At 57.4% G+C, this 18,281-nt stretch carries 17 protein-coding genes; 10 read left to right on the top strand and 7 right to left on the bottom strand.

The window, feature by feature from the left end:
- Position 1: 1 nt before the first annotated feature.
- The 3 genes from Q0V31_RS00415 to Q0V31_RS00405 all read right to left on the bottom strand — a co-directional run bounded on the left by Q0V31_RS00415 (position 2) and on the right by Q0V31_RS00405 (position 3,764).
- Positions 2-1,411, bottom strand: a complete 1,410-nt coding sequence (locus Q0V31_RS00415) for a circularly permuted type 2 ATP-grasp protein (RefSeq protein WP_298182914.1) — start codon at positions 1,409-1,411, stop codon at positions 2-4.
- Between the two features lie 445 nt (positions 1,412-1,856).
- Complete coding sequence (locus Q0V31_RS00410; protein WP_298182911.1) at positions 1,857-3,395, bottom strand: sigma-54-dependent transcriptional regulator; 1,539 nt, start codon at positions 3,393-3,395, stop codon at positions 1,857-1,859.
- A gap of 69 nt (positions 3,396-3,464) precedes the next feature.
- The gene (locus Q0V31_RS00405; protein ID WP_298182909.1) at positions 3,465-3,764 is read right to left on the bottom strand and encodes an I78 family peptidase inhibitor; all 300 of its coding nucleotides are present in this window, start codon (positions 3,762-3,764) and stop codon (positions 3,465-3,467) included.
- A gap of 168 nt (positions 3,765-3,932) precedes the next feature.
- On the opposite strand from Q0V31_RS00405, the gene Q0V31_RS00400 reads away from it, so the two are divergent.
- From Q0V31_RS00400 to Q0V31_RS00370, 7 genes are all read left to right on the top strand, one after another.
- Positions 3,933-4,862 (top strand): ABC transporter ATP-binding protein, encoded by a 930-nt coding sequence (locus tag Q0V31_RS00400; protein WP_298182906.1) that lies wholly within the window; start codon positions 3,933-3,935, stop codon positions 4,860-4,862.
- Positions 4,859-5,620, top strand: coding sequence for an ABC transporter permease (locus Q0V31_RS00395; protein ID WP_298182904.1), 762 nt, complete (start codon positions 4,859-4,861; stop codon positions 5,618-5,620). Before Q0V31_RS00400 ends, Q0V31_RS00395 begins: the two co-directional genes overlap by 4 nt.
- A 243-nt stretch (positions 5,621-5,863) precedes the next feature.
- Positions 5,864-6,283 (top strand): HPF/RaiA family ribosome-associated protein, encoded by a 420-nt coding sequence (locus tag Q0V31_RS00390; RefSeq protein ID WP_298182902.1) that lies wholly within the window; start codon positions 5,864-5,866, stop codon positions 6,281-6,283.
- Between the two features lie 224 nt (positions 6,284-6,507).
- Positions 6,508-7,320, top strand: coding sequence for a CAP domain-containing protein (locus tag Q0V31_RS00385; RefSeq protein WP_298190828.1), 813 nt, complete (start codon positions 6,508-6,510; stop codon positions 7,318-7,320).
- 298 nt (positions 7,321-7,618) lie between these two features.
- Positions 7,619-7,846, top strand: a complete 228-nt coding sequence (locus Q0V31_RS00380) for a glycine zipper 2TM domain-containing protein (protein WP_298182900.1) — start codon at positions 7,619-7,621, stop codon at positions 7,844-7,846.
- Positions 7,847-8,073: 227 nt separating this feature from the next.
- Positions 8,074-9,111 carry a sterol desaturase family protein gene (locus tag Q0V31_RS00375; RefSeq protein WP_298182897.1) on the top strand — a complete coding sequence of 346 codons (1,038 nt, stop codon included), beginning with the start codon at positions 8,074-8,076 and terminating at the stop codon, positions 9,109-9,111.
- A 103-nt stretch (positions 9,112-9,214) separates the two neighbouring features.
- Positions 9,215-10,135: a haloalkane dehalogenase gene (locus Q0V31_RS00370; protein WP_298182894.1), complete on the top strand. Its 921-nt coding sequence runs from the start codon at positions 9,215-9,217 to the stop codon at positions 10,133-10,135.
- Between the two features lie 53 nt (positions 10,136-10,188).
- On the opposite strand, the gene Q0V31_RS00365 is transcribed toward Q0V31_RS00370, so the two are convergent.
- Positions 10,189-10,884: a GNAT family N-acetyltransferase gene (locus Q0V31_RS00365; RefSeq protein ID WP_298182891.1), complete on the bottom strand. Its 696-nt coding sequence runs from the start codon at positions 10,882-10,884 to the stop codon at positions 10,189-10,191.
- A gap of 272 nt (positions 10,885-11,156) precedes the next feature.
- Between Q0V31_RS00365 and Q0V31_RS00360 the strand changes: the two genes are divergently transcribed.
- From Q0V31_RS00360 to Q0V31_RS00350, 3 genes are all read left to right on the top strand, one after another.
- Complete coding sequence (locus Q0V31_RS00360) at positions 11,157-11,435, top strand: EF-hand domain-containing protein (RefSeq protein ID WP_298182889.1); 279 nt, start codon at positions 11,157-11,159, stop codon at positions 11,433-11,435.
- Between the two features lie 221 nt (positions 11,436-11,656).
- On the top strand, positions 11,657-12,643 hold the full coding sequence (locus Q0V31_RS00355; protein WP_298182886.1) for a YHYH protein: 987 nt from the start codon (positions 11,657-11,659) through the stop codon (positions 12,641-12,643).
- 120 nt (positions 12,644-12,763) lie between these two features.
- The gene (locus Q0V31_RS00350; protein WP_298182883.1) at positions 12,764-13,510 is read left to right on the top strand and encodes a class I SAM-dependent methyltransferase; all 747 of its coding nucleotides are present in this window, start codon (positions 12,764-12,766) and stop codon (positions 13,508-13,510) included.
- A gap of 454 nt (positions 13,511-13,964) precedes the next feature.
- Here Q0V31_RS00350 and Q0V31_RS00345 read toward each other — a convergent pair whose 3' ends face one another.
- From Q0V31_RS00345 to Q0V31_RS00335, 3 genes are all read right to left on the bottom strand, one after another.
- Positions 13,965-14,411 carry an ASCH domain-containing protein gene (locus Q0V31_RS00345; RefSeq protein WP_298182879.1) on the bottom strand — a complete coding sequence of 149 codons (447 nt, stop codon included), beginning with the start codon at positions 14,409-14,411 and terminating at the stop codon, positions 13,965-13,967.
- Positions 14,404-16,572 carry a GNAT family N-acetyltransferase gene (locus tag Q0V31_RS00340; protein ID WP_298182876.1) on the bottom strand — a complete coding sequence of 723 codons (2,169 nt, stop codon included), beginning with the start codon at positions 16,570-16,572 and terminating at the stop codon, positions 14,404-14,406. Before Q0V31_RS00340 ends, Q0V31_RS00345 begins: the two co-directional genes overlap by 8 nt.
- Before the next feature lie 144 nt (positions 16,573-16,716).
- Positions 16,717-17,967 carry a ribonucleotide-diphosphate reductase subunit beta gene (locus tag Q0V31_RS00335; RefSeq protein WP_298182874.1) on the bottom strand — a complete coding sequence of 417 codons (1,251 nt, stop codon included), beginning with the start codon at positions 17,965-17,967 and terminating at the stop codon, positions 16,717-16,719.
- Positions 17,968-18,281 lie beyond the last annotated feature (314 nt).

Genomic DNA, 18,281 nt, shown 5'->3' with positions numbered 1-18,281 from the left:
ATTATTCTTCAACTACCCAAGTGTCTTTAGTACCGCCACCTTGGGACGAGTTGACCACTAGCGAACCCTCGCGCAGTGCCACTCTGGTCAGGCCGCCAGGAACCAGGCGGGTTTCACGTCCCGACATTACAAACGGACGCAAGTCGATATGCCGTGGCGCGATGCCTTGTTCGACAAAGGTTGGGCACGTAGAGAGCGATAGGGTCGGCTGGGCGATATAGGCCGCGGGGTTGGCGATCAAGCGCGCGCGAAAGTCTTCGATCTCCGCTTTACTCGCTGCCGGGCCTACTAACATGCCGTAGCCACCCGAACCTTGGGTTTCTTTGACGACCAGCTCCGGCAAATTCGCCAGCACATGGGACAAGTCGGCGGTTTTTCGGCATTGCCAGGTCGGCACGTTGGCCAAAATTGGCTCTTCCGACAGATAGAAACGAATCATCTCCGGAACGTAGGGGTAGATCGATTTGTCATCAGCAACGCCGGTACCAAGGGCATTAGCCAGGGATACGTTGCCGCAACGATAAGCAGACAAAAGCCCGGGTACACCGAGCATTGACTGCGGATTGAACGCCAGTGGGTCCATGAACGCATCGTCCAGCCGCCGGTAGATCACATCGACCTGCTTTGGCCCTGCGGTGGTGCGCATAAACACCTTGTCGTCACGTACAAACAGGTCCGCACCTTCGACCAGTTCGACCCCCATTTCCCTGGCGAGAAATGCATGTTCAAAGTAGGCGCTGTTGAAGTGCCCTGGCGTCAACACCACAACATAAGGATCATCAACCGGGCTTGAGCTTTTCAAGGTTGAGAGCAGCATGCTGGGGTAGTGATCAATCGGCGCTATACGTTGCGAGGCGAACAGCTCCGGGAATAAGCGCATCATCATCTTGCGGTCTTCCAGCATGTAGCTGACGCCGCTCGGTGTACGCAAATTATCTTCCAGTACGTAGTAGGTGCCATCGCCGTCGCGCACCAAGTCTACGCCGGCAATGTGCGCGTAGAGGTTGCGGTGCAGGTCCAGGCCCTGCATCGCCATCTGATAGCCTTCGTTGGCCAGGATCTGCTCGGGGGGGATGATGCCGGCTTTGATAATGCGTTGATCGTGATACAGATCGGTGAGGAACATGTTCAGCGCTTGCACGCGCTGAATACAGCCGCTCTCAATGATCTTCCATTCGCTGCGTGGAATGCTGCGTGGAATGGTGTCAAAGGGGATCAGGCGTTCAGTGCCCTGATCATCGCCATAAAGCGTGAAGGTTATACCTGCGCGGTGAAACAAGAGATCTGCTTCACGGCGGCGCTGTGCCAAAAGCTCTGGTGGCGTATTCGCCAGCCAGCGAGAGAAGCTTTCGTAATGGGCGCGTGGGTCACCCTTGTTGTCGTACATCTCATCATAAAAACTTTTGGGCATTTTTCACTCCTTCCTAAGGCGCACCCTTGCTTTACCTAGCAAACGCCATGCCATGAGCATGATCCTTAATTTTCAATCAAATAAACTTACCCTGACTCGTCAATCTCATCACTTGGCATTCAGCCTTGCCTGAGCTGGGCTCAATAGGCGTTGCAGTAATAGATGCAGGCACAACAATCCAAGGTTCTGCCAGCCCTAGGCGGATCAATGCACCATTAGCCTTCGATGTTTATAACCTCGGTTTCTCACGCGTAGCTGCCTTGGAATACGCACTGCGTCCCCATTCAATATATACAGGTATGTTGACCAGGCTCGGATTTCTTCCGCGACTGTGACCAATGAGTCCGTCGCGGTAGGTGGGTAATTATCTGTGGCGAATGCTGGCTGGAGCATTGCTCGCGCTATGGTCTCGGGCGTTGGCGCACGCAATTAGCGCGCCCATCCGTTAACCGTTGCCGGGTATGCCGTATTTGCGCAGGCGCATGGCGATGGCGCTGTGCGAGGTGTGCAGGCGCGTGGCCAGCTGCCGGGTCGAGGGGTGGCTGGGGTAGAGTTTGGCCAGCAAGGCTTTCTCGAACTCAGCCACGGCGGCTTCCAGGCTGTGTATGTCGCCTTCGTTTTGTTGCGCGGCGACTGCGGTGCTGGCGATATCCAGGTCATCGATCTGCACCAGATTGCTTTCGCAAATGGCCGCCGCGCGGAAAATCACGTTCTGCAACTGGCGCACATTGCCCGGCCAGCGGTTACTCAGCAGGGCCGGGTAGGTGTCCGGCGTCAGCCGGCAGGGCAGGCGTTGGATCTGCGCGCAGGCCTGCTGCATAAAATGCCGCGCCAGCAGCAGAATATCCTGGCCGCGCTCGCGCAGCGGCGGCACTTCCAGGTTGAGTACATTGAGGCGGTAGAACAGGTCTTCGCGGAACGCGCCTTCGTTGACCATCTGCTCCAGGTCGCGGTGGGTGGCACTGAGAATGCGCACATTGACCTTTACCTCGCGCTCGCCGCCGACCCGGCGGAAGGTGCCGTCGCTGAGAAAGCGCAGCAGCTTGGCTTGCAGGTAAGGCGACATTTCGCCGATTTCGTCGAGGAATACCGTGCCCTGGTTGGCCAGCTCCAACAGCCCCGGCTTGCCGCCGCGCTGGGCACCGGTGAAGGCGCCGGGGGCGTAGCCGAATAGCTCGCTTTCGGCGAGGTTCTCCGGCAATGCCGCACAGTTCAACGCCAGAAACGGCGCAGTACGTCGCGTGCTCATGGCGTGACAGCCGCGTGCCACCAGTTCCTTGCCGGTGCCGGTTTCGCCTTGGATCAGCAGCGGCGCATCCAGAGTCGCAACGCGCTGAGCGCGGGTTTTCAGGCTGCGGATCGGCGCAGAATCACCGAGCAGCGAATCAAATCCTTCGGCGTGGTCATGGTGCAGCGCCGCCAGGCGTTCGCCGATGCGGCTCGGCGCATACAGGCTGAGCAGGCCGCCGGCCAGGTGCCGCGCACCGCCGTCGACACTTTCGCTAATCGGTTGTGCATCCAGCAGCAGGGCCTGACCGTTGAGGGTGATTTCGCGCATGGGCAGGCGAAAGCCCTGCGCTAGCATCTCGGTCTGCAACTGCGGGTCGGCAAACAACTCGCCAATCCCCAGCCCCTCAGGCTGCTGGCCGCACAGTTCGAGCAACGCCGGGTTGGCCAGCAGCACACGGCCCTGGCTGTCGACTGCCAGCACCGGATCGGTCATGGCGGCGAGTAGGGCGTCGAGTTGCAGATGGCGGCGCTGGCCGGGGAGGATGTCGACAATACTCACGGCTTTTACGCCATGCACCTTGAACAGCGCCTCGCGCAGCTCGTCGAGCACCTCGGGGCTGAGGGTCGGCGCGTCGATGTAGACGTTGGGCGGCACCATCTCCACCGCATCCAGGTTGAGGTTGCGCCCACCGAGCAGGGCCAGCACTTCCTGGGTGATACCAACGCGGTCGATAAAGGTGACGTGAATACGCATGGAGGCAGGCGGCCAGCTGGGTTACAGGTGCGTCAGTATGCCCGGTCTGTCTGGCTTAGTTAACCACGCCTAGCCGCAGGTCAGGCGAGTGATGGTTTCGCTTTCATCGATATAAATATTCAGGCGCTGCAGGTTGTAGTCCAGGGTGGCGGCGTCGCCGGGTGCCAGTACGCGTACAAATTTGGCGTTGGCCTTGAGCTGTAGCTCCTCGATCTGTTTGGCGCTGGCCTGTTGTCCGCGCATGCCTTGCAGTTGCTCGACCGTGCAGTCCCCGCTGATTTCCGCCACGGACTGTGCTGGCTGCTGCGAGCTGCAACCGGCCAGTAGGGCGAGCAGGCTAAGGCTGGCGAGCGCGTGACGAAGAGCCATGGTGCATTCCTTGTATGAGTAAAACTTGCGCCAGCCTAGCAGCCGTGTCCGCTGCTGCTCAACGCTGCTGAATGAATTAGCCGCGGCATGCCGATTAAACCATCAGCAAGTGCGCAAGCCTGGGGCAACTTCCTTACAATTGATCTTTTCCCCAGAGAAGGCGGTCCTGTGCAAGCGGTGATCTCGATTCAACAACTGAGCAAAACCTACGCCAGTGGTCATCCGGCGCTGCAGAACATCAACCTGGATATTCGCCAGGGCGAGATTTTTGCCTTGCTCGGGCCCAATGGCGCGGGCAAGACCACCTTGATCAGCATCATCTGCGGCATCGTCAATCCGGGCAGCGGGCGCGTGCTGGTGGGCGGTCAGGACATCATCAAGAACTACCGAGCGGCGCGTTCCCAGATCGGCCTGGTGCCGCAGGAACTGGTCAGCGATGTGTTTGAAAGCGTCTGGGCGACAGTGACGTTCAGCCGTGGCCTATTTGGCAAAAAGCCTAACCCGGCCTACCTGGAGCAACTGCTCAAGGACCTGTCGCTGTGGGATAAGCGCGACGCGAAGATTTTCGAGCTGTCGGGCGGCATGAAGCGCCGGGTGATGATCGCCAAGGCGCTGAGCCACGAGCCGCAGATTGTGTTTCTCGACGAGCCCACCGCCGGCGTCGATGTGGAGCTGCGCCGTGATATGTGGAACATGGTGCGCGGCCTGCGCGAGCGCGGCGTCACCATCATCCTCACCACCCATTACATCGAAGAGGCCGAGGAAATGGCCGACCGCATCGGGGTGATCAGCAAAGGCCAAATCATTCTGGTGGAAGACAAGCAGGCGCTGATGCACCAGCTCGGTAAAAAACAGCTGACCCTGCACCTGCAACAACCGCTGGCGAGCGTCCCGGCCGAGCTGGCGCGTTACGCGCTGGAACTGGCGGACGACGGCCACGCCTTGGTGTTTACCTTCGATGCGCAGAGCGAGCACACCGGGATTGCCGAACTGCTCAAGGACCTGGCCCAGCACGGCATCGACTTCAAGGATTTACAGTCCAGCCAGAGTTCGCTGGAAGATATTTTCGTCAACCTTGTGCAGGAATCGCGTCGATGAATTTCTATGCAATCCGCGCCATCTACCTGTTCGAGCTGGCGCGCACCTGGCGCACCTTGCTGCAAAGCATCGCCACCCCGGTGATCAGCACCTCGCTGTATTTCGTGGTGTTCGGTTCGGCCATCGGTTCCAGCATGACCCAGGTGCAGGGCGTCAGTTACGGCGCGTTTATCGTGCCGGGGCTGATCATGCTGGCGCTGCTCACCGAGAGCATTTCGAACGCCTCGTTCGGCATCTACATGCCCAAGTATTCGGGGAGTATTTACGAGCTGCTGTCGGCGCCGGTGTCCTACCTGGAAATCCTCATTGGCTATGTCGGCGCGGCGGCCACCAAGTCGATCATTCTCGGCCTGGTGATCTTGTTTACCGCGCGCTTGTTTGTCGACTTCGAGATTCTCCACCCGTTCTGGATGTTGGCGTTTCTGGTACTCACCGCGCTGACCTTCAGCCTGTTTGGTTTCATCATCGGCGTCTGGGCGGACGGGTGGGAAAAGCTGCAGATCGTCCCGGCCTTGATCGTCACGCCACTGACCTTCCTCGGCGGCGCGTTCTACTCGATCAGCATGCTGCCGCCGACCTGGCAGACGGTGACCCTGTTCAACCCGGTGGTGTATCTGATCAGCGCATTTCGCTGGAGCTTCTACGGCGTCTCCGACGTTAACGTCGGCCTGAGCCTGGCGATGATTCTCGGCTTTCTGCTGCTGTGCATCCTGGCGGTGGGCTTGATTTTCAAAACCGGTTATCGGCTCAAGAGTTAAATACGGCAACGGCTCGCCTGGGACGTGGCAAATCAGCCCGCGGATAAACTTTGTTTGATTTGCCGCCCCGGGCTGAAATGCACAGCGCACAAGGCTTACAGCGAGTTGAGTGGGGCGTGCGCGCCGATTTGTAGCTAAGACCAACGTCTTAGGGCTTGCCTAAAGGGGGGCGCAATGGCGTAGTCTGGAGTTGTCGCCCTGGTAGGCGACGCTATTCGCGAACAGTTGAAGAAGGAAAGCTTTATGCAAATCCAAGTTCACAGCGATAAACACATCGAAGGCAATGCCCGTTTGGTTGAGTGGGTGAGCGCCAGTGTTGCCAGCAAGCTGGAGCGTTTCGATGACGAAGTGACGCGTATTGTTGTCCACCTGCATGACGACAACGGTGCCAAAGCCGGTGCGCATGACAAGCGCTGCCAGATCGAAGCACGGCCAAAGGGCCTGCAGCCGCTGTCTGTTACCCACAAGTCGGAGTCTCTGGAACAGTCCATCGATGGTGCCATCGAGAAACTGCATCACGCCCTTGAGCACCAGTTCGGCAAATTGCGCAGCAAGCGCGCCACCCCGCTGCAGGCCGATGATGAGGCCCTTGATATTCCGGGTCAGGATGCCTTGCTGCGTGAAGACTTCCTCGCCGAGGAGCAATTGCGCGCCTTGCCGTAGTAAGCAGCACAGCCGGCCGCACAGCAGGCTGCCTTAAACCCTTATCCATGCGCCCCCGCAGTTTCTGCGGGGGCGCTGTCGTTTCAGGGGCGTTGTCGCGCTGGTTTCCGCGCGCGAGGTGCGCCAAGATCAGTGCGTGATTGTCATAGGCACGCCGTATCGGCATCGTCAGGTCGAGGGATTTTATGGGTAGCAGGTTATTCAGGCGGGCGTTTGTCGCCCTGATGCTGGGGCTGTTGATGGTCACGGGCGCGCAGGCCGCTGATGAGGCGCAGCTGCTCGAACTGATCAACAGCTACCGCAGTGAAGTGCAGCGCTGTGGCGCTCAGGCCTCTGCCGAGTTACCACCCCTGACGGCCGACCCACGCCTGGTGCAGTCCATCGGTCGCGCTGGGGACTTGCAGCAGGCGATGAGTGCGGCGGGCTACCCGATGGTCAATGTGCAGGCGATTAGCCTGTCTGGCCCACGCGATGCGGCGGCTGCGCTAGAGGTACTGCAGCAGAGTTTCTGCAAAATCGTCCTGGACCCGCAGTTTGTCGACATCGGCATCCATCAGCAGGGCCGCGACTGGCGCATTCTCCTGGCTCGCCCGCTCCTCACCGCCCGCCTGGGCGACTGGCAGGCAGAAGGGCAGCAGCTGCTCGCCCAACTCAATAGCGCACGCGGGCACACGCGCCAGTGTGGCAACCAGACTTATGCCGCCGCCGCACCGCTGCAGTGGAATGCCACGCTGGGCAGCACCGCCGAAGCTCACAGCCGCGCCATGGCCAACCTTAATTTCTTCGATCATCAAGACCCCGACGGCCGCACCCCTGGCGACCGCGCGGAACTGGCCGGCTACAGCGGCCAGCGCATCGGCGAGAACATCGCCGCCGGGCTGGACACGGCGAGCAAGGTGATCGACGGCTGGCTGGCCAGCCCTGGCCATTGCGCCACCCTGATGAACCCACAGTTCAGTGAACTGGGTGCGGCCTACGCCAACGACCCGAAAAGCGATGCCGGGATTTACTGGACGGCCATGTTTGGCGCGCCCTAAGCCTCAGCGCGGATCACTCTGTCGCTAATCCAGACACGCCTGCTTATGGCCCCGCCGACCGGTGGAGCATGTCGCCTTTACGCGCAAGCAGTGCGTGATGTGCGATTAAGCGCAGGCCACGGCTCAGGTAAATGAGTCGCCTTCGCCAGCAACCCTCGCAGGCTTAAACCGACCGCACATTTTCCAGTACGACGATATCCCGGTGAGCGCGCTTAACTAAGCGTACAGTGAAGCGTTGCCCGCGCGTGAGAAGGTCGAGCGCGAGGGTTTTTCACCTGTTGTACACCGAGGTACTGATATGAACATTTTCAAGCTTGTCTCCACCGGCATTCTGCTTTCCGCCTTAGGGCTGAGCGGTTGCTCCAATATGACCCATCAAGAGAAGAGTACTGCCGCCGGGGCCGCTGTTGGCGGCGTGGCGGGTAACTTGCTCTGTGGTGGCGTGCTCTGCACCGGTGCGGGTGCTGTGGTGGGCGGCGTGATTGGTCACGAGATGAGCAAAGATAAGGACAACGACAAAAAGTAACCCCAGCTGATTTACGCCTGACGCCGTTCTGGGTGTCAGGCTTGCGGCGTGCCTACGCCAGCGCTAGCCCCCCTAATACGCGGAACATGCACCAGCCTTGAGCGGCAGGTACGGGCAAATGTGTCTGTTTAGCCAGGTTATTAAAATAATTTAGATAAGCGTTCGCATTTACGAGGGGCGCGTGCCTGCCTATAATTTGCGCCCTTCTTGACCGAGGCCAGCCTGCCGTGGGTGTTCTCTCGACCAGTTATGAGCGCCTGAACGAGCTGCTGATAGAGCCTGCTATCGCTCAGTTTGCCGGCATTTTCGACCTCAACGGCCGCTTCGGCGTGCTGTTTCTGTGTATCTCTTATGCCGTCGGCTATGCCTTGTTTCGCTACCGGGCGCAGCGCCAGCTGACCGACGCGCGCTCGTTCTGGCAGTTCATCGGCGGCAGCCGGGTGAATTTCCACCGCTCGGCGTTGCTGGATTACCGCTACTACTTGGTGCGGGCCATTCTTAAAGTCGCCCTGGTAGTGCCCATCGTCGGCCTGGTTGACCCTTATATCCTGCACGCCGGCGATTACATGGCCTTTTTTAACAACCTCTGGGGCGCGCGTCCGCAACTGGGGCAGAACCTGGCGCTGTCGCTGTACTACGGCCTGGGCGTGTTTTTGCTGCTGGACTTCACCCATTACTGGGTTCACCGCGCGTTTCATTGCCGTTGGTTGTGGGTGTTCCACAAGGTCCATCACTCGGCACCGGTGTTGGTGCCGGTGACCGCGAGCCGGGTGCATTTTGTCGAGAAAATCATCGGCCAACTGGCCAGTGCCATCAGCCTCGGGCTGTATGCCGGGATCTTTTGGTACTTCTGCGGCGGCGAAATCAGCCGTTACACCCTGTTTGGCGTGACCTACCTGGTGTTTATCTGCAACGCGCTGGCGGCCAACTTGCGCCACAGCCATGTCTGGCTGTCCTTCGGGCCACACATCGAGCATGTGTTGAACAGCCCGGCGCAGCACCAGATCCACCACAGTGACGCCCCCCGGCACTTCCATAAGAATTTTGCGACCAACCTGTCACTCTGGGATTGGCTGTTCGGCACGCTCTACGTCACCCGCGCCAAGCCGGAGGTCATCAGCTTCGGTACAGGGGAGGGCGACCATGAGCGCTACCTGAGCCTCTACGGCTTGATCGTCACGCCCTTCGTTGATATCGCCCGTAGCGTGAGCGCCGCCGCCCGCCGTTTAAGCGTAAGCAGCAGGGCACCCACCGGCGAAACCTGAGCTGTGTGCGGTTAATAGCGCAGTATTCACGTTAAACCTGTGGTTGAACGCTGCGGGGGGCGAGTCCATGCTGGACTTTACCCCCACCGCCAGAGGCTCATCTATGGACGTCCTTCGCACCCCAGACAGTCGCTTCGCCAACCTGCCAGGCTACGCATTCGAGGCCCACTACCTCACGGTCGATGACGGCGAAGGCGGCCAGTTGCGCGTGCATTATCTGGATGAAGGCCCGGCAGATGCGCCGCCGGTGTTACTCCTGCATGGCGAGCCGTCCTGGAGTTACCTGTACCGCAAAATGATCCCGATTCTGGTTGCCGCCGGCCACCGGGTGATCGCCCCTGATCTGGTTGGCTTCGGCCGATCCGACAAGCCGAGCAAGCGCAGCGACTACACCTACCAACGTCATGTCGACTGGATGCAGGCCGTGCTCGACCAGCTCAGCCTTGAGCGCATCACCCTAGTCTGCCAAGACTGGGGCGGTTTGATTGGCCTGCGCCTGGTGGCGGAAAATCCACAGCGTTTCGACCGCGTCGTCGCTGCCAACACCATGTTGCCCACTGGCGATCACAACCCCGGTGACGCCTTCAAAAGCTGGCAGGACTACTCACAGAAAGTCCCGGAGTTTCCGGCGGGGGCGATCATCAGCCGCGCCACCACCAGCGAACTGCCACAAGCGGTGATCGATGCCTACGACGCGCCTTATCCGGATGAGTCGTATAAAGAAGGCGCACGGCAATTCCCCCTGCTGGTGCCCATCACCCCCACGGACCCAGCCTCCGACAAAAACCGCGCCGCCTGGGCGGTGTTGATGAAGTGGGATAAGCCCTTCCTCACCGCCTTCAGTGACTCCGACCCGATCACCGCCGGGGGCGACAAAGTCATGCAGAAATTGATCCCCGGCACCCAGGGTCAAGCTCACACCACCATCGTCAATGGCGGGCACTTCTTGCAAGAAGACCAAGGCGAAGTGCTGGCTGAGGTGGTGAACCGCTTTATTGCCGCCAATCCACTCGCCGCAGGCTGATGGCGCCGATTTGACCTAGCGTCACTGGGTTGGTAATCCATGCCCGGTTGGCGTCAGTGCACGGAGCCCGAAGCGCGGCGTTGGTGTAGCAGCGCCAGGGCGCGCTGGGTCATCTGGTCGAGCAGGCGGTCGCGTTGTTTCTCCGCGTCGCCCATGGCTTTTTTGCCGTACTGCTTGAGCAGGTAAGCGTGGATCTGCTGGACTTCCTTGGAGTGGAAAATCCGCTCTAGGTCCTGCACCGCAACCAGGCCGTCCGAGCGATAGGCACGGGTGCTCATCAATACCTGCGGCCCCTGCGCCGCCAGCACGCGAAAGCCCATGGCCTCGAAGGTCGGCACTTTACTGGCCACACAGGCCAGTTCGGCATGCGGGTGACGGCCGACCATGTGCTGCAGCATGGCCCGGGCAATGCCACGCCGGCGCTGGCTGCTCTGCACAGCCATATAGGCCAGGGTGCACGCCTCGGGGGCATCCTGGGCCGGCAGGTACAGGGCAAAACCCAGCACCTGGGAGGGGTCGCGGTCGTCCAGCGCCAGCACCAACTGCGCGCTGCCCGCCACGTCGCTGTCCATGGCCTGCAGGTACAGGTGCACCTCGTAACCAATCACATATTGGTACAGCTGGTACAGCGGGTTGCTGGGCGTCAGCGACACCGGGCTGATGTCACTGAGGTAGTCCACCACCATTTGCAGCACCTGGCTTTTCAGTGATTCGGGTGGCGGGGTGTCCAGGTGGGCGAGGGTGAACATCGTGAGGCGGGCTCCGGGCGTGAGCAACAGGTCAGTCGGCGTGGGCGGCATTGTAACGCCTGTGTGGTTTGAGCGTGTCCGTGGGGCGTCACCAATAGCCGCAGGCAGGCCCAATTACGCAGTGTCGGTCGATGGCGATGGTTTTTTGCCAGCGACCCATGCCGGGCGGAAATGCTTACATTTACTTTACCCAGGCTTACCCTTCACTGACGGCACACCGCGCTGTGCGCCGGCACACTATGCGTTCTGTTAATCACGTTGGGTAAAGGTTTATGAAGCAGGTATTGCTAGCGGTTGCTGTATTGAGTGCTGCAGTGTTGATGGCGGGTTGCGCGGCTGATGCTTCGGATAAGCATGGCCACAAAGGCGGTCATCCTCCAAGCCCGGAGCGGCTGATCAACGAGCTAGATAGCAACAAAGACGGCGTTTTATCCCGGGGCGAAGTTAAAGGGCCGCTGGCGGATCAGTTTGCCAAGATCGATGTTAATCACGACGGTGTTCTCTCGCTTTCAGAGCTACAACGCATGCCGAAGCCAAAAGGTCGTCCATAGGCAGCACGCGCCGCAATCACCGGTTGTGGCATTCAGCACCACCCGTTATCCAGTGCCCGTATGCTAAGTGCCGTAGTCCCCGTTTTGCGGGGTGACTGCGGCTGCCGCTGTTGTTCAACACGGCAGTTTGCGGCGAATACCTGGTGATGTTGGGCCAGGGCTGGAAAACGCTTCTAGGCTTAGAAGCATGCGCCGAACCGGCGAGGCATACAGGACAAAAAATGAATATCAAGAATGGCGCGATAGCCTGTTTCAAACCGTTAGCACTTCTGCTGCTGGCCATACTGGTGACGTCCTGTGCATGGCTCAATGAAACCAAAAAACAGACCGTCGAGGCCGCAAACGCTCACGCCATCCCAGTGGATCCGGCGCACTTTATCCGCGAAGCACTGGTCGGCGAGATTGTTCAGGAAGAACGCACACAGGCCGATGGCACAAAGGCCATGTTTTACCTGATTCGTACCTACTCCGAGCCGCATGAGCACGCGATGGGCCCGTGGTCGCCAAAGTCCATCAGCGACGGCAAGGAAGCCGGTGGTATCTGGCTGCACGACGGTCAGGTCTATGACGTTGACGGTGCCTTTATCAAGAACATGGCCGAGTTTTACGACGATGGCGAATGGCAGTTGTACCGTGACGACGGCTCGGTGCGTGTGACCGACACCAAAGAGGCTTTTGAGGCTGCTGCTCGGCCCGATGTTGACCCGCGCTACAACAATTACGTTGTGGAGGGGCGTCCCGAATGGTTCGGCCGCCACGTTACGACCTACGTGATTCCGGTTAACCCGGTCTATCAGGGCCGTCCGACTCGGCTGCAGCACGACGCCGTCGCTGTTGCCTTCAACGGTGTCAACTTTGACCCGCCTGCGCCTATCCACGCGATTCTCGATGCCCACACCGTTGCGCCGTTCGACCATGCCGGCGGCCACATCAACCCCCATGCCGGCTATCACTACCACGCCGCTACCGGCCAGACCAAAGAGATCGCCCAGGCAGACGGCCACGCCCCCATGATTGGCTACGCCCTCGATGGTTTCGGCCTCTTCGCCCATCTTGATGCTGACGGCAATGCAGCCACCACGCTCGATGAATGCGGTGGCCATGTCGACACCGTTCGCGGCTACCACTACCACGCGGGTGCCCCCGGCAGTAACCAGATCATCCAGGCGTTCTGCGGCCAACCCGGCTCCATGACCGTGGCCGAGTGAGTGCTTAATTGCGGCATGCTGCATGGGCCAGCAGCCGTCCGCGCTAAACAAACGCTGTAGTACCGGGGCTTCGGCTATGATGCGCGCCCGCAAATGCCGCGCGCTCAGCCCCAGGTCACTATGTCCGTTAATGCCCTCTATACCGACCTGTCTGATTATTACGATCTGATGTGCGCCGATATCGACTACCAGGCGCAAAGCCACTGCGTGCACAGGTTGCAGCAGCTGTTTGGCAACGCCGGCAGCCGCCACCTGGATCTGGCCTGCGGGACGGGGCCGCATGTGCGCTATTTCAGTGAGGCCGGCTATACCAGCAGTGGCCTGGATATCAACCAGCCGATGCTGGAAAAGGCCGCTATACGCTGCCCGCAGGCGCGCTTCGCCTTGCAGGACATGTGCAGCTTTACCGTGAGCGAGCCGCAGGACCTGATCACCTGCTTCCTTTATTCCATCCACTACAGCGCCGGCATTGAGCGGCTAAAAGCCTGCATCGCCAGTGTGCATGCGGCACTCGCCGCCAATGGGTTGTTCTGCTTTAACGTGGTCGATAAGGGCAAAATCGACAACCGCTTGTTTACCGCGCATAGCGCGCAACATGCCGACGGCTTATTCACCTTCAGCTCTGGCTGGCATTACGCCGGCGAGGGTGAGCAGCAGTTGTTGCGGCTGCGGATTGAGCGGTCGGTGGCGGGGCAAGCCGAGGTATGGCACGACGAACACCCGATGGTCGCGCTGAGTTTTGTCGAGTTGCAGGCGCTGTTGCAGCCGTATTTTGAGGTGCATGTGCTTGAGCACGATTACCAGAAGCTCATCCCCTGGGATGGGGCGTCTGGCAATGCCTTATTTGCCTGCGTGAAGCTTGGTTGAGCATTCTCACGCACTAGGTACGGCCACCGCCTGATTCGTAGGATGGGTGGAGCAGCGCGATAGCCATGCGGTTGACGGTTGCCTGGTTGATGGGTATCGCTGCGCTCAATCCATCCTACGAGTCTGTCGCTCCGCTTTTGCCTTTCGCTCTGGCCACCACAAATCGCCCAAACAACGCGGTCCCCGAATCCCGTCAGGAGGCCGAGCGCAGGTGCTGTGGAGAGGGGCGTTTGGCATGGATGCCAAACGAGGAACGATGGGCCAGGGATGGCCCACCGTGACGACCCTCGGAACAGCACCGGAGCGAGGGGAGTTGAGCGCAGCGAAACCCGGATGTCGGGCGCGCTTTCTCTTTGGTTACTTTCTCTTTGCGCGCGCAAAGAGAAAGTGACTCGCCGTAAGGGCGAAAAGGATAAGTAAGGTTGCCGATAAAACGTGGTCTGTCCCCTATTGCCTATTTCCCCTGACTAATTTCTGCAGTTATTGCTTTAAGTACAGGGCTTTTATCTGTAAGGCGTGTGAAGAACTGTGGTGGTTGGAAGTTTTCTACGGTTTTCCTAAGGTGCTTTAGTGAAAGAGGGGTTTGTAATGTATGTGGTGATTCTAGCTCAAGGGCGGTTCCCTTAGTGATGCCACTAAAATAGTCAAAGAATTCACTCTTGGATAATCCGCTGACTTTACTGAAGCGCCGCCAAAGAGTTGTTGGTGATAAGGAATGTACGGCTTTAACTTGGATGTTCCCAATAATGGCGCCGACAGGAAGCTTTACGTATATCCAGGCTGTTGTTCCTGGCGCAATGTGCATTGTTCTACGTCTCAGCTCAACTGTTTTTGAGCCAGCAAATATATTTGCTGCATGGCGTGGGGTAAGTGATATAAGAATGTGATCTTCATTACCCATTACGAAAGGCCTCTAGGAGGATTTCTTGCAGCTGGATTTCTGTGATGGGTTTCGTTGTGATTAGATCATTTGGTCGGCCGCAACCTATTCGTTGCAAAGTACTAAGAGGGACCGGGTGTGGAAGGGGGAATATGTTGTCAAATACTGTAACGGTTTTCATTTTTGACTTTCCAATTCGCGCAATACTTTCCGTGCTAAGTACAGACTGCTCAAGGTCACTGTCATCAAGTGAGTCACTTGGTTTTAGATAGGCTTGGCGTACTCTGGCTATTGCAACAATTTCGCTGCTGCCTCGTTGCTTTGCTGATTCATAGAAGAGGATTAATGTTCCTCTTTTGAAGTGTTTTAGAGTGCTGCTACTGCTTACATAATGACGATCTTGGAATAGGGATGCGGTACAGGATGGCAGAAGTGAACCTTGTGGTGAATGGCCAAGAAGAGGTTCTGAAAAGCTACGTTGTACTGGTGTTATAACTGCAGGCCGGCCAGGAAGGCAAAGTAGTGCCGGCGATAATGCAGACTCAAGTATGTCTAGCGGAAGGTGCTCACGATTTCCAGCGGGTGTCAGTATAGGAATGTACTGATCTGGCCCTTTGTACGTAGGCGCATTCGCCGGAATTTTAAGGCCGCTTTTTGTGGCGAGCTCATTTTGTTGTGTAGGCCAGGTTGAAATGGTTAAAACTTTTCCAAGGATTAATTTTACTAAGCAGTTTGGGTCTTGTGTCCCTTTAAATCCAAACCCGACAGCTATTTCTCGTACATGTGATTGTTGTGCTGGGAATTCAAGTGTTACTTGGCGTGGGCCGAAAGAAATTAACTGCTCAAGAAGATGGATTAATAGAATGCGTGCCGAGCTCAATGCCTGCTGGTTCGTTTCATCTACTGCAATACGCGCTGTTGTAACGCCAGCAGTTCCTCGCGTTGACCAAGTTAAATAACCAATGAGAGTTTCTTCGCACCAGACTGCTCGACGAATCGCAACTCGCTCATGATCTTCTGTGGGTAGCCATCCATTGGCAATTGTAGAGCCAGATAGCTTTAGTTTTGACAAAAGTGCGTGCACATCTGAGTTGTTTTTACTTGATATTTCTTTAAGGTTTAATGTCGAGTTTTTTAATGTTTCGAAAGAGCCGCTAGTGCTTGTGGTGGTGTCATTTATTTCGAAGGCTGCAGTTGAGGTTATCTCTATGCCGTATTTTTCTTCAATTGTGTTTGCAGCATCTAATACGGCTTGATCATTTGTAATTAGACCTGCCAAATCATGCTGGATGACAGTGGCTACGTGACGTATGTCAGATAGGTCGTTGGCAGTTAATTCCTCAATATTTTTGCTTGGAAAAATTAACTGCGCGAGCTCGTTTAGAAGGCCTGAAAGTTCTTTTAATTGTAAGAGGGGGACTGATGGAAATATATCAATATATCCCTCCATTGGGTCCGTCTTTCCTGGCAGTCTTGTTCTTTGGAGTTCTGCTCTTATTTCGTTGCTGATAGCTAGGCGGCAGAAGTTCATTCGTTCGGCTTGAAATAAGCTTTTGGCTTCTGCGTGGCGTGGTCGACGCGGACCAGCTACATCAAATAACACATTTAGATCTAGCAAGAAGAAGGGGGTGATATTTGTTGTAGTGGTTTTTAGGCCTAGAGGGTTTTCTGAGTTTATGCCGCTGGTGGGGAACAATTGAGGCGACTCAAGCTCCAAGCAGCGGACAAGAATTTGCCTATTTCGAGATGTGCCACCTTTTTCGACTCTCTGGATATAAAAACATTGTTTCTCCCAGAATTTATTTGAGTCGGTTAAGTCTTCTGCGACCCGGGCATAAACGGAAGTGAACCCCATTTGTGTTAAAGCATTGCGAAAATGGTTGAGTAGTTTTGTTGCTATTCCACTGCGCCGAAAATCAGGGTGAGTGAACATTTGCCTTATTTTGGCGCGCGGGAACCTGCCGTCGAATAATATATGGCCAGCATATTTCGGATTTTCTGTTGACCTGTCTATGCAAATAAATAACCGGTCGTTTTTAGCAAAGTCTTCATAAACACTGCTTGGGAAGAAACCTAAGGCAGAGCGATGTGCGTCCGCAGCCTCCTGTACTTGGGATAGAAACGGTTTTGTATTTTTATATCCGCTAATTATTTCAAACTGTCCCAGTATCCTTTCTGTCATAGGTTTAGCTTCCGTTCATTTTTTATGTGTAGAGAAAGATTTGTATGTGCCCATATATGAAAAAGGATCATCGATTTGATGATCCTTCTCTATTATGCGCGCTTTAATAGCTTTACCATTTGGTAAAGCTATTGTTGGGTACTCTTAATCCCAGCTCAACGCCCCACCAGTCTGATACTCAATAACCCGCGTCTCGAAGAAGTTCTTCTCTTTCTTCAAGTCCATGATTTCGCTCATCCATGGGAACGGGTTAGTGGTACCTGGGTACTCTTCCTTCAAACCGATCTGGGTCAGACGACGGTTGGCGATGAACTTGAGGTAGTCCTCCATCATCGCCGCGTTCATGCCCAGTACGCCGCGCGGCATGGTGTCGCGTGCGTATTCGATTTCCAGCTGGGTGCCCTGCAGAATCATCTGGGTGGCTTCGTCTTTGAGCTGGGCATCCCACAGGTGCGGGTTTTCGATCTTGATCTGGTTGATCACGTCGATGCCGAAGTTCAAGTGCATGGACTCGTCACGCAGGATGTACTGGAACTGCTCGGCGACGCCGGTCATCTTGTTACGGCGACCCATGGAGAGGATCTGGGTGAAGCCGCAATAGAAGAAGATGCCTTCCAGTACGCAGTAGTAGGCGATCAGGTTGCGCAGCAGTTCTTTGTCGGTCTCAACGGTGCCGGTGTTGAAGGTCGGGTCGGAGATCGAGCGGGTGTACTTGAGGCCCCAGCTGGCTTTCTTCGCGACCGACGGAATCTCGTGGTACATGTTGAAGATCGCGCCTTCGTCCATGCCCAGCGATTCGATGCAGTACTGGTAGGCGTGGGTGTGGATCGCCTCTTCGAAGGTCTGGCGCAGGATGTACTGACGGCACTCCGGGTTGGTGATCAGGCGGTACACGGCCAGGGCCAGGTTGTTGGCGACCAGGCTGTCGGCGGTGGAGAAGAAGCCGAGGTTGCGCATAACAATGCGGCGCTCGTCGTCGGTCAGGCCGTCCGGGGTTTTCCACAACGCGATGTCCGCGTTCATGTTCACTTCCTGCGGCATCCAGTGGTTGGCGCAACCATCCAGATATTTCTGCCAGGCCCAGTCGTACTTGAAGGGTACGAGCTGGTTGAGGTCGGCGCGGCAGTTGATCATGCGCTTTTCATCGACGGCAACGCGCGCGGCGGTGCCTTCCAGCTCGGCCAGGCCTTCGGCGATGTCGAGTTGGTCGAGCGAGGCTTTGGCGCGGGCGACGGCGGCGCTGTCATCAGCGGCCACGGCGCGGGCTTCAACAGCGGCGGCACCGCCGACCTGGTCGAGCTTGTCGATGCCCATGTCAGCCACTGGGGCCGTGGTGGTGTTGGCTACAACGGTGTCTTCACCGTCGTCTTTGTCGAATTCGTCCCAGCTCAGCATGGCTTGGCTCCTGCTTGCGGGCCGGTGAAATAACCGACCTGTGTGGATATACAAATTAAGTGTTGCGTTGCGAACAGCGCGCAAGGGCAAAACGGTTCCGCTGGTCGCGGTGGGCGGCCCTGTCGGGCCTGTCCTCTACCGCCGTGCTGCACGCCGAGGGCGTGCAGCGGTAATAAGTGGGGAGGGCGGTGTTGCTTGTTGCCCTCTCCCTAGGTATTGCTTCAACGCTGTGCTTTAGCTTTTTGCTCGACGTCCGAGCGTGCAGCTGAGCGAGTAGTCGCAAGGCACCTGCTGGAGTGGAGCCCCTGAGCGTA

It is taken from the genome of uncultured Pseudomonas sp. (assembly GCF_943846705.1).
In the GTDB taxonomy this organism is placed as follows: Bacteria; Pseudomonadota; Gammaproteobacteria; order Pseudomonadales; family Pseudomonadaceae; genus Aquipseudomonas.
Note: the sequence above shows the minus strand (reverse complement) of the source record. Positions and strands in the feature narration are given on the sequence as shown.